Source organism: Arthrobacter globiformis, from assembly GCF_030817195.1.
Lineage (GTDB): Bacteria > Actinomycetota > Actinomycetes > Actinomycetales > Micrococcaceae > Arthrobacter > Arthrobacter globiformis_D.
The window spans coordinates 334,012-347,923 of the sequence record NZ_JAUSYZ010000001.1 but is presented as its reverse complement, the minus strand read 5'-3'; the positions used below and the strand labels follow the sequence as shown (position 1 = coordinate 347,923).

The following is a 13,912-nucleotide window of genomic DNA, read 5'->3' as shown; positions in this document are numbered from 1 at the left end:
GACGCCGGCATGCCCAGCGTACGTCACATGCCGGGCCCATCCGAGAGCCGTCTCATGAAAGAAGCCCGCACCGCTCGTGTTCAACGGCGGTGCGGGGCTTCCGTCTCTTCAGCTCAGGAGAACCGGCCCGGCCGGAACGTGGTCAGCATGGGGTGCCTGTCTCCCGTGAGGATCTCGCCGGCGAGGAGTTCGCCGACCACCAGCCCGAGCGTGGCACCGGAGTGGGTGAAGGCCACGAAGCAGCCGGGCACTTGGCCCAGCTCGCCCAGCACCGGCTCACCGTCGCCAGGGATCGGCTTGTAGCCGATCTTCCAGCTGGCGGGCTTGAGCTCAGGGTTGCCGGCAATGAGCTTGCTGGCTTCGTCTGCGAGTTCCTGCACCACGTCCTCGGGGATGCTGAACGAACCGTCCGCATGCTCCGTGATGTGTTCCTCGTACCAGTCGTGGTCCAAGGCGAACGTGCTTCCAGGGTTGGGGCGCACGGCGGCCCGCGGCGTGTTCATCACGGCCTTGACGTCGTGCTCCACCGGCTTGGTCAGCACCAGCATGGACACCGGGGAACCGTTGGGGATGTCCACGCCCAACGGAGCGACGACGGCAGGCGTCGCCGCCCCGCACGCCACCAGCACCGCGTCGGCGTCGTACGTCTCCCCCGCCGCCGTCTCGACGCCCACCGCCCGGCCGCCGTCGACCACCACGGAGGACTTGCCGGCTTTCAGTACCAGCCGGCCGCCGCGCTCGTGGAACTCCTCCATCAGGAAGTCCACCAGGTCCGGCAGGCTGACCCAGCCCTCGCCGGGGTTGTAGATGGCGATTTCCGGAACGGCCCCCGCATCGATGCCGGGCGTGGCCGCGACAATGTGCTCCGGTTCCAGCAGCTTGGAGTCGTAGCCGATGGACTTCTCGAAGGCGTGGCGGGCCTCGGTGGCTTCCCGCTGCCCTTCGGCGTTCCACATCAGCCCACCGCCGAACTGCAGCCACTCCCGGCCGGGATCGGCGGCGAAGAGCGTGCGGTACCGGTCCACGCCGGCGAGCCGGAGCTGGTGGTAGGGCGTGGAGCGTTCACCTGCGGAATTGAGCCAGGAGAGCGAACGTCCGGTGGCTTCGCTGGCCAGGCCCCGTTCGGTCAGCAGCGTCACGGATGCGCCTTCGCGGAGCAGGTGGACAGCGGTGGAAACGCCCAGGATGCCGCCGCCGATGATGGCGACGTGCTTGGTGGCGGTGGAGGACATGAGTTCTCCCTTTCTGCGGATTTTTGGACACGGTTGATGGGGACGCGGCATTCGGATTCGCGTCCGGGCAGATAGCGGCAAGTCGCCGCAAGAGTGGGGACTGAGCGTCAGGCCAGCGCGTGGATGCCTTCGATGATCTTGAGGACTCCGAGCGGCTCCGCCGGGTCGACGGGCAGCGGGCCCTCCCCGCGCAGGGCGGCGGCCAGCTGCACATAAAACTGGGGGTAGGCGCCGCGCTCTGCGGGAACCGGGATGGCGGCTCCATCCACCCCCAGAAGCCCCCAAGACTCCTGGGGATCGACGCCATAGACGGGATCTGTAGGCGCCATCCCGGCCGCGAGCACAGGCTCCTGGCCGTCCAGGCCCCACTTGGTGTAGCCGGATTCGGAGCCCAGGACGTGGAAGCGCGGACCCACCTGGGCTGCCATGCCGTTCATCCATAGCCTGCTGCGGACTCCGGACCCATGAAGCAGGGAGACGAACGCCTCAGTGTCTGCCGCCTCCGGATCCGGTCCCCGGTTGGCCGTCTCGCCGTAGCTCTTTTCGACCGGTCCGAACAGCTGGACGGCCTGGTCGATCAGGTGCGCGCCGAGGTCGTGGAGGATCCCGCCGCCCTGGGCAAGGGAGACGCTGTCGCGCCAGTTCCCGAAGCCCTCGGGCCGCCACCATTCGAAGCGCGACTCGAAAGTTCGGATTTCACCCAGGGCCTGCTGCCGGAGCAGCTTCTGCAGGGTCAGGAAGTCGGCGTCCCACCGGCGGTTCTGGAACACCGTGAGCTGCACCCCGCCGTCGGACGCCAGGGCGATCAGCTCCGCCCCCTGCGCGGAGGTTGGCACGAAGGGCTTGTCCACCACCACGTGGAGGCCGTGGGCGATGGCGGTGGCCGCGAGGTCGAAGTGCGTGTGCGGCGGGGTGCCCAGGATGACAAGGTCCAGCTCGCCGGCCCGGGCGAACATCGCCTCGGGCGTGGGAACGATGCGTGCCTGTGGGTAGCGCCTGGCCGCCTCGGCGGCCCGCTCCGGGTCTGCCGTCACGATCACGTCCAGCGAGTAGTCCGGATCCGCCGCGATCAGCGGCGTGTGGAAGACCTTGCCGGAGATTCCAAAGCCGACGACGGCGGTCCGGATGGGTTCCGCTGTTCCGTTGCCCATCACAGCACCTCGGAAAGGAAGCGCTGCAGCCGTTCGCTGCGCGGGTTGTCGAACAGTTCGGCCGGGGTCCCGGCCTCCACCACTTCGCCCTCGTCCATGAAGACAACCTGGTCCGCGACTTTGCGGGCGAAACCCATCTCGTGCGTGACCACCAGCATGGTCATGCCGCGCCGGCCGAGCCCTGCCATCAGGTTCAGGACGCCTTTGACCAGTTCCGGGTCCAGGGCGCTGGTCGCTTCGTCGAACAGCATCACCTCCGGTTCCATGGCCAGCGCGCGGGCGATCGCCACGCGCTGCTGCTGGCCGCCGGAGAGGTCTCTGGGGCGGTGGTCGGCCCGTTCGGCCAGGCCCACTTCGGCCAGCCGGCGGCGGGCCCGTTCCGTGGCCTCGGCCTTGGACATGCCCTTGACGCTCCAGAGGGCCAGTGCCACGTTTTCAAGTGCGGTGTGGTCCGGGAAGAGGTTGAAGTGCTGGAACACCATGCCGATGCGGCGGCGCAGGGTATCCGGCTTAACCTGCAGGGCGCTCTCACCGGCCAGCAGCACGTCGCCGCTCTTGGGTTCATGCAGCCGGTTGACGCCCCGCAGCAGCGTGGACTTGCCCGAGCCCGAGGGCCCGATGATGCAGGTGGTGGTGCCCGGGGCCACCGTGAGGCTGACGTTCCGGAGGACCTCGATGTCCCCGTAGGCCATGGTCAGGTTCTTCAGCTCCAGGCTGGAGCCGTGGAACGTTTCGATGTCCTCGGCTTTGTGTGCGGGCATTTTATTTGGGGTCGTCTTGCTGGCGCTTGTGAGGTTCATGTGTTGCTCCCGGTGATGAGTGGCGAGGCCGCGTCGAGTTCCGTGACTTCCTTCAGGCCGCTCGTGGGCGGGGTGGGCCGGCGGCGGCCGGTGCGGAACCTGTTGTCGAAGTAGTTGACCAGGTGGGTCAGGGGCACCGTGATCACCAGGTAGAAGATGCCGGCCATGACCAGGGGCGAGAGGTTTCCGGACAGCACCGCGGCGTCCTGTCCCACCCGGAAGAGCTCGCGTTCGCTGACCAGCAGGCCCAGGAAGTAGACCAGCGAGGAGTCCTTGACGATGGCAATGAACTGGTTCACCAGGGCCGGCAGGACGCGGCGGACGCCCTGCGGGACCACCACCAGGGCCATGGATTTGGCGTAGCTCATGCCCAGGGCGCGGCACGCTTCGCCCTGCCCCTTGTCCACGCTGAGGATGCCGGCGCGGAAGATTTCGCCGATGTAGGCGCTGGCGATGAGGCTCAGCGCGATAATTCCCAGCGGGTACGGCGAGGGCCCGAAGACCGATTGGCTGAAGCGCGCGAAGCCCTGGCCGATCAGCAGGATGGTGAGGATGGCCGGCAGGCCGCGGAAGAGGTCTGTGTAGATCCGGGCCGGGATGCGCAGCCAGCGGGACCGCGAGATGCCCATGACCGCCACCACCATGCCCAGCACCACGCCAAGGATGGTGGCGGCGACGGAGATGATCAGTGTGTTGAGAAGGCCAACCCCGAGAAGTTGGGGCAGCACCTCAAGCATTGCTTCGAAGTCGAAGAAGGTGCGGCCGATGATGTTGAGCCAGTCCATTGATTGCTCTCAGACGTTAGTTGTTTTTATTCGAGTGCCGGACGGGGGTCCCCGTGCCGGGCGGGCCGGTGTGCGGCCCGCCCGGCGGGAACGGCACTGTGCCGGTCGGTGCTTCGCCTACTTGCTTGCGGTCGGGGCCGGGGTGGCGGTCTGCTCGGCCTTGGGCAGGTACTGCTCAGGCATCGGGGAGCCCGGGAACCACTTTTGGTAGAGCTTCTTCCACGTTCCGTCCTCCATCGCCTCGGCCAGACCCTTGTTCAGGGCTTCCTTGAAGGCGGGCTTGTCTTTGGCGATGGCGAAGCCGGCGGGGGCGTCAAAGGACGGGATGTCAGCCGCGCTGATCAGGCCGTACTGCTCCTGGTACGCCTTGGCAGCCTCGTAGTCGAGGAAGTGGGCGTCCACGGAGCCGCTGTTGACGGCGGCGATCGCGGTGTTGTTGTCCGGGAAGCGCACCAGGCTGGCGGAGGTGAAGTTCTTGACCGCGTAGGCCTCCTGGAGCGTTCCCTGGACCACGCCCAGGCGCTTTCCGTTGAGGCCGTCCACGTCCTTGATGCCCGAGGCGTTCGTGGTGATTACCGTCAGGTAGCCGGCAAGGTAGCCGTTGGAGAAGTCGACGGTTTCCTTGCGCTTGTCGGTGATGCCAATGGCGGCCACACCGACGTCGAACTGGCCGTTGGCCACGGCGGCGAGCAGCCCGGAGAAGTCCTGACCGGTGAAGACCACTTTGTCTACGCCGGCGCGGTGGGCCACGTCCTTGAACAGTTCGACGTCGAAGCCGGTGAAGTTACCCTGCGCGTCCGTGAAGGTGTATGGCTTTGAGTCGCCCAGGCTGGCCACCCGGATGGTGCCCGGTTCGATCAGTCCGTACGGGTTCTCAGCCGGGCTGGAGGTGGCGGAGGATGACCCGCCGCAGCCGGACAGGGCGAGGATGGCCGCCAGGGCCGCCGCAGCCACTGCTGCCGGGCGGAAGTTCAGTTTGATCACAGCGTTGTCCAATCGTGGGAGGGAAAGCGGTGCTGTCAGGGCCGCCGAAGGATTTGGTCGATGAAGCTCTTGCTGAGTCCGGTCTCAGTCCTTACGATTGAGACCGGACTCACATCGATTGCTAGAAATGTAGCGGAACTCACAGGCCGCGTCAACAGCCCCCTCGGAAAGGTGAACATGAGCAGTGACGGAGCAAGGCGCCGGGACGTAACAGTTGCCGACGTCGCAAAAGCTGCCCAGGTGTCCAAGGCTCAGGCGGCGCGCGCCCTGGGCAACTACGGGGCCGTCAGCGACGACGTCCGCGAGCGGGTTCTCGCTGCAGCGGAAGAGCTGGAGTACCGGCCCAACGAGCTGGCGCGCAGCATGAACACCGGGAAATCGCACACCATCGGCGTCGTGGTGGGCGACATCGAAAACCCGCATTTCGGCCTGGCCACCAGGGGGATCACGGACACCGCCAAGAAGAGCGGGTTCAACGTCATCCTGATCAACACGGACGAGAACACCGCGGCCGAAGTGGACGCCGTCCGCGTACTGCTCGACAAGCGGGTCGACGGCCTGATCGTCGCGCCGGCCTCGTCGGTGGAGACGGAGCACCTGCGGCGGGTCCACGAATCGGGCCGGCCGCTGGTGTTGCTGGACCGCTCGGCCGACGGCCTCGCGCTGGAGACTGTCGCCGTCGACATGGCCGCCATCTCATACGAATCGACCCGGTACCTCCTGGACGCCGGGCACCGCAGGGTCGCCTTCATCTCAACACTGCGCACCGACGCCGGGTATTCCATGGAGATGCGGCTGGATTCGTCGCAGATTTCGGACCGCATCGAGGGGATGCGCCGGGCCTTTGCAGACGCGGGATGCGAGTTCCCTGAGGACCTTGTGCGGCTCAACGCCGGCGATGCCGGCTCTATCCGGGGCCTCACACGAGAGGTGCTGCTGGGCGCTGACGCGGCCACCGCCGTCGTGGCTTCCGATGGCCTGATTGCCCTCAGCGTGGTGGAATCCATCCAGGAGATGGGGCTCCGAATCCCCGACGACGTGTCGTTCCTGATGTACGACGACTTCGCCTGGACCCGCCTGACCACGCCACCCCTGACGGTGGTGGCGCAGCCCGTCTACGAAATGGGCGCGGCGGCGGCGAGCGCCCTGATCAGGCAGATCGAGGGCCGGCCGCCATTGGCACCGGCACCGGAGTTCCAGGCCGCGCTGGTGCGGCGCGGCTCGGTGGGCCCGGTGCCGGTGGCGGTGCCGGCACCGTAGGTGCCGGGCCCGCTCACTGGGCGTCGCCGTCGTCCTCCTTCTCGCCCTCCTACAGGAGCAGCGCCGTGCCCTGGTAGGCACCCAATTCCAGGAAGAAGCTGTGCAGGTCGTCGACCTGCCCAACGGCCTCGCCGCTGAAGAGGTCATGGACGCTGCTGCCGGGAACCAGGTGCGTGGACTGGATGCTTCCTGCGATGTCCTGCCCGGAGAAGTTGAGCACGGTCGCCTGCAGGTCCCCGCTGCCCAGCCTGTTGACCATGACCAGCAGGCCGCGATGGGAAACTTCCGGCACGTCCAGCAGGGTGCTGGTGGCGATCCCGCTCTGTTCCCGCACGGCAAGGATCTTCTGCAGGCGCCGGGCGTAGGACGCCGGGTCCTTGAGCTGGTCGGGCAGCGGGCCGTAGAGGCTGCGGGCACGGGGCATGCCGGCAGAGGATGCCTCCGCCTCGGGGCTGGTGCCCATGATGTCGTGGGCGCCGCGGTTGATCCAGCGGGTGTCGCCCTGCGCGGTGAGTTCCCGGACTTTGTGGCGGTCCAGGGCGGCGACGCCGGTCAGGTCCCAGCCGGACAGGGCGAAGACACCCGGCTGCAGGGCGTTGTACATGGACAGCAGGATGTGCACGTCCAGGACCTGGGCCTGCTGTTCGTCAGTCAGGTTCTCCGGGTCCTGGATGCCCAGGGCGGCCATGATGAAGCTGGCCGTCGTGCAGGCGATGCCGTTGGTGGTGAACAGGGCGTTGTACGGGGTCTCCGGCCCTGTCAGCCGTTCCCGCAGGGTCTGCTGGACGTGCTCGGCGACTTCGGCCCCGGTGAGTTCCTGGCCGTTGAGTTCGAACACGTCGTCCTTGTGGCCGGCGGCGAAATGGACCAGTTCGTAGGTCAGTTCGTCGTGGTTCTGGAGGGCGTGGACCAGTGATGCCTGGTCGACGCCGATTTCCATGGCGAGCCGCAGTGTCAGGCGCAGGAATTCCGTGTCGGCCGTCACCAGGGCGTAGTGGTATGCCGGCCTGGTCACGAAGTCGTAGGAAAGATCCGGACCGGCCTCTGAGGTGGCCTTGATGTCGTCGATGGTCAGGTTCAGTTCCTGGAAGGAGAACCCGCCGACCTTGCGGATCATGGATCCGATGAGCTGGTTTGCGGCCTCGGACAGCGGGTGCCCCTCGGACCAGCCCGGCTGCTCCTCGGCGCTTTTCTCAACACCCAGGAACCCGTTCGCGTCCAGCCGCAGGGCACCCGTGCCCAGGTCGAGCAGAGAGTGCAGTGCGTCCCCCACCACCAGCCGCATTCCCGCAAAGGTCGGGTCCAGCCAGTTGATGGACGGCTGTCCGGCCTTGAAGTAGTGCAGATAGACCCAGCGCCGGGTTTTCCCGGCCGTGTCCACGATGGGCCGCGTGGCACTCCAGTTGGTCTCCTTCACGCCCGGCTCGTAGAAGATCACCCGCTGCAGCCTGCCGATGATGTACCCGGCCTTCTGCAGTGCCTGCTCGGCGTCGGGGCTGATGTTTACCGAGTCTTCGCCTTCGGGAACGTCCGGCAGCAGGTGCCAGTCCTCTTCCGGGATGTCGATCATGTGATAGATGCCGGGATAGTCCCGGAAGTTCATCTCGGCCAGACGGAAGTCGGCACCCTTGCCTGTGTGGCCGGGAACGATGTCATCGATCACGGTGCCGTCATGGTCCGCGGCGACCTCGCACATCTTGCGGAATTCTTCCTCGGTGCCAAACACCGGGTCGATCGCCATGCTGATGCGGTCGAAGTGCCCGTCCACGCTCGGCGTCTGGGACCAGCCCCGAATGCCGCCGGCGAGCTTGACGGGACCGGTGTGCAGGCCCCGGATCCCGATCTCCCGGAAGGCGTCCCACAGTTCAGGATCACCCAGGGCGGAGAGGAAGGACTGGCCCGGGCGGGTGATGAAGGACAGGGGGTAGGCGGTAAACCAGACGGGCGCGCGTTCCACTGCGGCCCGCGGGTTCGGATGGGCATAGGAGTTCTGCCACATGCTGGCCTGTCCGGAGAGCTGCCGCGCCATCACGTTCGCGTCGCCCAGCATCGCCTGGTTCCGCAGCCACTCGACATAGGCGGCATTGCGCCCGTCGAACTCGAGCGAGGGGCGGTCGGCAAAGAACTGGCGACGGCGGGCGATCGGCCTCAGCGCTTTGGGACGGGCGGGATAGAACTGCTCGTCATAGGTGATGTCAGCCGCTTCGGTTGCTTCGGGCGCTTCCGGCGCTGACTCAGTCGGGGGCACCTCGGCTGCTGAGGCTTCCGGCGCTTCGGTCGCTTCCGCGGCCGCCGTATCAGCCGGGGCCGAATCGAGCCCGTCAGGCTCGCCGGCCAAATCGTCGGTTACTGAAACGCTCTTGTTGAAGCTTGCTTCCCGCACAGATTGCTCCTTTATCGGTGGTTCCTGCGTGGCACCTCCCGGGGTGTTCTTCAGTCTTCCCGTACCCCGGCGCCTTGAGACTATTCACATTTGTCCGCTTAGCCCACCGTATGTCGGCAGCCGCCGGAATATCGACTATTGCCATCAGCGGTTCTCATAGCCGGCCAAGGAACCTGTAAGGAAACCCAACACTCAGACGGCGGCAGGTCGGCGCCAACCCTCCAGCAATCCAAGCTCCCATGGCACCGGGGAGAGCAGCGCCGGCCGAGCCTAGGTGCTGAGGTCCCAGTGGGCCCGGATTGCCGCTGCGATTGGGCCGGCGGTGACGTCCACCCGGAAAGCAACGGGTGCGGTCCCTGTCTCTTCGACTATCGAGTCACGGTACACGCGGCCGCATGAGGGACAGAGGGTGTAGAGGTCCTCATCCGCAGGCCATTCCGCCAGCTCCGCGGGAACGGAGGTGTTTCCTCCGGCGTAAACGGGGACGCCTTGTGAATTGGCCTGTATCAATCCGGCCTTGCTGACGGTATTGCCGCACACACAGGTGATGGTGGTGACGTCATGACCGATCACCTCGGCGGTTTCAGTGTCCACGATGAACTCTCCGGTGCTGGAAGCGACCTTCTGGTATTAGCTTATGCCTGCCGAAACGTATGGTCGCCTGCTTGCAGACCGCGAACGGATTTCCCCGCTGCCGCGCTCTTTCAGCGTTGCCGGGATGAGGTGCGTTGCGGGTTCCCCGGAGAAGCCGTCCACCCGTGCAAACAATGTTTCTGCCGCAATTCGCCCGATTCCTTCCACGTCCTGGGCGATCACTGTAATTCCCGGGTCGACCAGGTCAGCAAGAGGAAAGTCGTCAAAACCGACGAGCGCGATTGAGTTGTTCGCGCCGTTCTCGCGCAACGCCTTGATCGCCCCGGCCGTTCCTGCCGAACCGGCCGTGAAAATCGCGGTGGGCCGGGGACCGCTCTGGATGAGCTGGGCAATCTCGTTTCGAGCAGTTTCAGCGTCCTGTAGGTTCTGGAGAACGGGTATGTCGCGGGCCGCGATGCCCGCTTGGCCGAGTTTCTCCATGAATCCGAGGTACCGTTCTTCGGCGGCGACATCACCTGCGCTTGCGGCGACGGCTCCGCAGTATGCGGTCCGGCGGTGGCCGAGTCTGAGGAGATGGTCCGCGGCCTGCGCAGCGCCGGCGGCGTTGTCGGTGGTCACCGCATCTGCAGGCGCTCCGCTGGGCAGTGCGCCCAAGAAGACGACCGGAATGCCCTGGGCCGCTTCCAGGGCACGGAATGAATGCCTTCCGTTGGCTGGTCGCAGGATGATCCCGTCGACACGTCGGCCCACGAAGTTCTTTATGATTTGCAGCTCCCTTTCGGGGTTGTAATCATGGCTGGCCGAGATTACGGCAGTCTTCCGTTCCCATGCCTTTTCCTCAATTGCTCGGAGAACGGCAGCCGAGAACGGATCGGCCAGGTTTCCAACCAAAAACCCTAGCGTCAGTGTCCTGCCGTTTGCCCGCTTGAGGTTCGCGGCATCCAGATTGGGCTGGTAGTGCAACCTCTCTATCGCATGACGGACGCGTTCAATGGTCGCCTCGGAGACGTTCGGTTCTCCGTTCACAACACGGGACACCGTCTTGGTTCCCACACCGGCCAGTGCGGCGACATGGCGCATCGTGGGACGCGATCGCCCTGAACGGGCCGGGCCGGCGGCACCAGGCATTTTCGATCTGGACGTTCGGTCTTCTAGGAGCGGGCTGCAAGGGATCGCAGGGCTGCCGCGGCCCCGTCGGAATGGAGCGCACCGAGAACCCGCGTGTACGCGTCCACGAAGCGCTCGTTGTCGACAAGGTCGCCGAAGACCTCCCGGCTGGAGATGAACGCCAGCGGTTCCTCACGCTGGCGCGCCGCGGCGGCCATCAGGGGTTCTTTGAGCCGGTCGACGACGTCGATGGAGTTTCCTTGCTCGTCCGTGCCTTCGTCGTAGCGGGCCCAGCTGGCGACAATCGCCGCGGAGCGGTGGATCTCTCCGCCGTTGTCCAGGTTGACGCGGATCACCGGTAGCAGCCATTTGGGGATCCGATCGGAGCTTTCGGCGCACAGTCGGGCGAGAGTGTCCCTGACATGTTGGTTGGAGAACCGCTCAATCAGTGTTCGCTTGTAAGATCCGAGATCGATGCCGGGCACGGGCTGGAGTGTGGGCGTGGCTTCCCTGTCCATGTAATCAAGCAGGAACCGGGCGAACAACGGGTCCTGGGCGGCTTCGTGGGCGTAACGGTAGCCAGCCAGGTAGCCGAAATAGCACATGCCCTGATGGCTGGCATTCAGCAGCCGCAGCTTCATCAGTTCGTAGGGTTCGACGTCGTCCACCAACTGGACACCGGCGTCTTCAAACGGAGGGCGACCGAGGCTGAAATGGTCTTCGAGGACCCATTGCTCGAACGGCTCGCACACCACAGGCCACGCGTCGCCTACGCCGAATTCCCCGGCAATAGCGGCCCGGTCGTCATCGGTTGTGACCGGGGTTATCCGGTCCACCATGCTGTTGGGAAAGGGGACACTTTCCGCGACCCAGGCGCCCAACCCCGGGTCTTTGAGGTTTGCAAAGGCCGTGAACATCTTGCGGGCGACGTCGCCGTTGCCCTGGATGTTGTCGCAGGACATCACGGTGAACGGAGCGAGCCCGCGTGCCCGCCGCCTGGCGAGCGCCTCGGTGATGAGCCCAAAGGTCGTCCTGGGCGCGGCGCCGGGCTGGAGGTCATGGAGGACGTCGCGGTTATCGGCGTCGAAGTCGCCGGTGACGTGGTGGAAGTTATAGCCGCCTTCGGTCACGGTGAGCGAGACGATGCGGATGGCCTCGGAGGCCATCTTCTCGGTGACCGCCTCCGGGTCCTCGGGGGCGAAGAGATACTCGATGATCGAGCCAATGATCCGCGCCTCCCGGCTTCCGTCAGGATTTTTCACCACCAGGGTGTAAAGGCAGTCCTGGCTGTCCATGACCTGCTTCATGCGGGCGTCCGCCGGCAAGACCCCGACCCCGCAGATGGCCCAGTCGTGCGCTTGTCCGGCATTCATCAGCCGGTCCAGGTACATGGCCTGATGGGCGCGATGGAATCCGCCGACGCCGAAGTGGACGATGCCGGCGGTGAGCTTCGTCCGATCGTAGGACGGTACGGCCACCGGGGCAGGCCTCCCGGGAAGGGAACTGTTGCTCCGTGTTTGCATGGTCACGCCTTCTGGGCGGAGACGGAGCGGGTCAGGGGACCCAGCTCTGCCGACGTCGGCGGGTTGGCCCCTTGGCGGGAACAGGTGATCGCCGCGGCCCTGTTCGCATAGGCGGCCAGGGCGTGCAGGTCATCCAGGGACAGGTTACGCAGGTGTGGCCTGCCGGCCGCCCCCAGCATGTCCATCTGGGCGAGTCCGGAGATCAGTCCGGCCATGAAGGAATCCCCTGCCCCGACGGTGTCTTCCACCGCGATGGGCTCCCCCGGCATCTCCACGCGTCCCTGCCCTGTCATGAGCACCGGGCCGTTGGCGCCGCGGGTCAATGCCACCAGCGACGGTCCGCGGTCCAGCCACGCCGCCATCGACTCCTCCAGCGTCCTGTTTGGGTAAAGCCACAGCAGGTCCTCGTCACTGGCTTTGACGATGTCACTGGCGGCCACAAAGTCCTCGGCCTGTTCCCGTGCCGCGGCCACGTCCGGGCTGATGGCCGGCCGGCAGTTGGGGTCAAAGCTGATGGTGGCGTGCGGGCGTGCTGCGTCGACCAGTCCCCGTACCGACTTGTTGCCCGGGGGCAGGGCCGTCGCAATGGACCCGGTGTGGACATGGAGCGAGCTCTCCGCGGTTGCCAGGGCAGGCATGGACGCACCGTTAATGTCCCAGCTGATGGAGAACGTGTATTGCGCCGCCCCGGCAGCGTCCAGGGACGCCAGGGCGGTTGAGGTCGGCTCGGAGCCGCCGACGATACTCCCGACGCCGTTGCTGTCCAGATGGTCAGCGATCATGCGCCCGTAACGGTCCTCGGCGAAGTGCGTGACGAGTTTGGTGCGGAGGTCCAGGCGGGCGCAGCCGACGGCAACGTTGAGGGGGCTGCCGCCCGGGTGCATCTGCGGAGCGGTGATTCCCCATCGCTGGTCATCGATGATGTCAACGAGTGACTCACCGATGACCGTGATCAGGGCTGCGTCATCAGAGACGTCTGGCTCCGGACCGTTCTCGTGTGGTGACATGGCTGCTTCCTGGCAGGTGGGTGCTGAACGTGGTTGATGCTGGGCGGGGGCGGTGCAGGGATCCGCTTAGCGGCCGGGATAGACGACGGCCTTGAGCTGGCCCGGCTGTTTGCCGGCTTTGAGTGCTTCCTCGGATTCGACGAGGGTGAACTTGCCGGTGACCAGGACGTCCAGGTCCACTTTGCCGTCGGCGACCAGCTGGATCGCCAGGGGCCAGGTGTTGGTGTAGCGGAACACGCCGGAGAGCCAGATCTCACGGTTCTGGATGTACGAGACGGGGAGTTCGACGTCGTCGGCCCCGAGCCCCACCAGGATGACCCTCCCGGCCGGTCCCACGGCCTTAATCCCGGAACGGACCGCCTGCGGTGCGCCGGAAGCGTCAATAAAGGCATCGACGTCGAGCCCTTCCACAGTGTCTGTCTTCGCGTTCAGCGCGTGGGTGGCGCCGTGTTCCAGGGCGAAGGCCAGGCGGTCCTCGGCGATGTCGCTGATGTAGATTTCCGTGGCACCGAAGGCGCGGGCGGCCTGGGCAGCGATGATGCCGATGGGGCCGGCTCCCGCGATCAGGACGCGGCTCCCGGGGCGGATTTCGGCACGTTCGCAGGCCCACAGCCCCACCGACAGCGGCTCGATGAGGGCAGCTGCCTCGTCGCTGACGCTTTCCGGGATGTCGTAGGCGAAGTCGTTCTGGATGGTCACGTATTCCGCGAAGGCGCCATCGATCGGCGGGGTCGCGTAAAACTCGATGTCCGGGCAGAGGTTGTAGCGTCCGGCTTTGCACTGCTTGCACGTGCGGCAGGGGCGTTGGGGTTCGACGGCGACGCGCTTGCCGACGCGGTCAGGGTCGACGGCGGTTCCGACGGCGGCGATCCGGCCGGAGAGCTCGTGGCCAAGGATTAGCGGGTGATCCACCACATAGTCCCCGATCCTCCCGTGTTCGTAGTAGTGGACGTCGCTGCCGCAGACGCCGACGGCGGCGACCTGCACCAGGACCTGGTCGGGCTCAAGGCCGGGGACGGGAAGGGTTTCCAGTGCCATGTCGCCCTGGCGCTTCAGGATGGAGGCGCGCATGGAGGTTGGCAGTTC

The 13,912-nt window shown here is 66.1% G+C and carries 12 protein-coding genes; 1 reads left to right on the top strand and 11 read right to left on the bottom strand.

Features of this window, described 5'->3' with window-relative positions; translation table 11 throughout:
• Positions 1–113: 113 nt before the first annotated feature.
• The 5 genes from QF036_RS01645 to QF036_RS01625 all read right to left on the bottom strand — a co-directional run bounded on the left by QF036_RS01645 (position 114) and on the right by QF036_RS01625 (position 4,952).
• Complete coding sequence (locus tag QF036_RS01645; RefSeq protein ID WP_307098614.1) at positions 114–1,232, bottom strand: NAD(P)/FAD-dependent oxidoreductase; 1,119 nt, start codon at positions 1,230–1,232, stop codon at positions 114–116.
• Positions 1,233–1,339: 107 nt separating this feature from the next.
• Positions 1,340–2,383: a Gfo/Idh/MocA family protein gene (locus tag QF036_RS01640; protein ID WP_307098612.1), complete on the bottom strand. Its 1,044-nt coding sequence runs from the start codon at positions 2,381–2,383 to the stop codon at positions 1,340–1,342.
• Positions 2,383–3,183, bottom strand: a complete 801-nt coding sequence (locus QF036_RS01635; protein ID WP_307098610.1) for an amino acid ABC transporter ATP-binding protein — start codon at positions 3,181–3,183, stop codon at positions 2,383–2,385. The genes QF036_RS01640 and QF036_RS01635 overlap by 1 nt, the downstream gene beginning before the upstream one ends.
• Positions 3,180–3,968, bottom strand: coding sequence for an amino acid ABC transporter permease (locus QF036_RS01630; RefSeq protein ID WP_111904624.1), 789 nt, complete (start codon positions 3,966–3,968; stop codon positions 3,180–3,182). Before QF036_RS01630 ends, QF036_RS01635 begins: the two co-directional genes overlap by 4 nt.
• Before the next feature lie 117 nt (positions 3,969–4,085).
• Positions 4,086–4,952, bottom strand: coding sequence for an ABC transporter substrate-binding protein (locus QF036_RS01625; RefSeq protein ID WP_307098608.1), 867 nt, complete (start codon positions 4,950–4,952; stop codon positions 4,086–4,088).
• Between the two features lie 177 nt (positions 4,953–5,129).
• On the opposite strand from QF036_RS01625, the gene QF036_RS01620 reads away from it, so the two are divergent.
• On the top strand, positions 5,130–6,212 hold the full coding sequence (locus QF036_RS01620; protein ID WP_307098607.1) for a LacI family DNA-binding transcriptional regulator: 1,083 nt from the start codon (positions 5,130–5,132) through the stop codon (positions 6,210–6,212).
• A gap of 49 nt (positions 6,213–6,261) precedes the next feature.
• Here the strand turns inward: QF036_RS01620 and treS are convergent, their stop codons facing one another.
• From treS to QF036_RS01590, 6 genes are all read right to left on the bottom strand, one after another.
• Positions 6,262–8,460: a maltose alpha-D-glucosyltransferase gene (treS, locus tag QF036_RS01615; RefSeq protein WP_307105727.1), complete on the bottom strand. Its 2,199-nt coding sequence runs from the start codon at positions 8,458–8,460 to the stop codon at positions 6,262–6,264.
• Between the two features lie 405 nt (positions 8,461–8,865).
• Entirely contained in the window at positions 8,866–9,189 is a 324-nt protein-coding gene (locus QF036_RS01610) for a hypothetical protein (RefSeq protein WP_307098605.1), read from the bottom strand.
• Positions 9,190–9,225: 36 nt separating this feature from the next.
• Entirely contained in the window at positions 9,226–10,269 is a 1,044-nt protein-coding gene (locus tag QF036_RS01605; protein ID WP_307098603.1) for a LacI family DNA-binding transcriptional regulator, read from the bottom strand.
• Between the two features lie 71 nt (positions 10,270–10,340).
• Entirely contained in the window at positions 10,341–11,819 is a 1,479-nt protein-coding gene (locus tag QF036_RS01600; protein WP_307098601.1) for a mannitol dehydrogenase family protein, read from the bottom strand.
• Positions 11,820–11,821: 2 nt separating this feature from the next.
• Positions 11,822–12,826: a carbohydrate kinase family protein gene (locus tag QF036_RS01595; protein ID WP_307098600.1), complete on the bottom strand. Its 1,005-nt coding sequence runs from the start codon at positions 12,824–12,826 to the stop codon at positions 11,822–11,824.
• Between the two features lie 66 nt (positions 12,827–12,892).
• Positions 12,893–13,897: an NAD(P)-dependent alcohol dehydrogenase gene (locus QF036_RS01590; RefSeq protein ID WP_307098598.1), complete on the bottom strand. Its 1,005-nt coding sequence runs from the start codon at positions 13,895–13,897 to the stop codon at positions 12,893–12,895.
• Positions 13,898–13,912 lie beyond the last annotated feature (15 nt).

Coding starts and splice junctions, on each gene's coding strand:
- QF036_RS01590 (WP_307098598.1), bottom strand. CDS start 13,897: ATGCGCGCCTCCATCCTGAAGCGCCAGGGCGACATGGCACTGGAAACC.
- QF036_RS01640 (WP_307098612.1), bottom strand. CDS start 2,383: ATGGGCAACGGAACAGCGGAACCCATCCGGACCGCCGTCGTCGGCTTT.
- QF036_RS01595 (WP_307098600.1), bottom strand. CDS start 12,826: ATGTCACCACACGAGAACGGTCCGGAGCCAGACGTCTCTGATGACGCA.
- QF036_RS01600 (WP_307098601.1), bottom strand. CDS start 11,819: ATGCAAACACGGAGCAACAGTTCCCTTCCCGGGAGGCCTGCCCCGGTG.
- QF036_RS01605 (WP_307098603.1), bottom strand. CDS start 10,269: ATGCGCCATGTCGCCGCACTGGCCGGTGTGGGAACCAAGACGGTGTCC.
- QF036_RS01635 (WP_307098610.1), bottom strand. CDS start 3,183: ATGAACCTCACAAGCGCCAGCAAGACGACCCCAAATAAAATGCCCGCA.
- QF036_RS01645 (WP_307098614.1), bottom strand. CDS start 1,232: ATGTCCTCCACCGCCACCAAGCACGTCGCCATCATCGGCGGCGGCATC.
- QF036_RS01620 (WP_307098607.1), top strand. CDS start 5,130: ATGAGCAGTGACGGAGCAAGGCGCCGGGACGTAACAGTTGCCGACGTC.
- QF036_RS01630 (WP_111904624.1), bottom strand. CDS start 3,968: ATGGACTGGCTCAACATCATCGGCCGCACCTTCTTCGACTTCGAAGCA.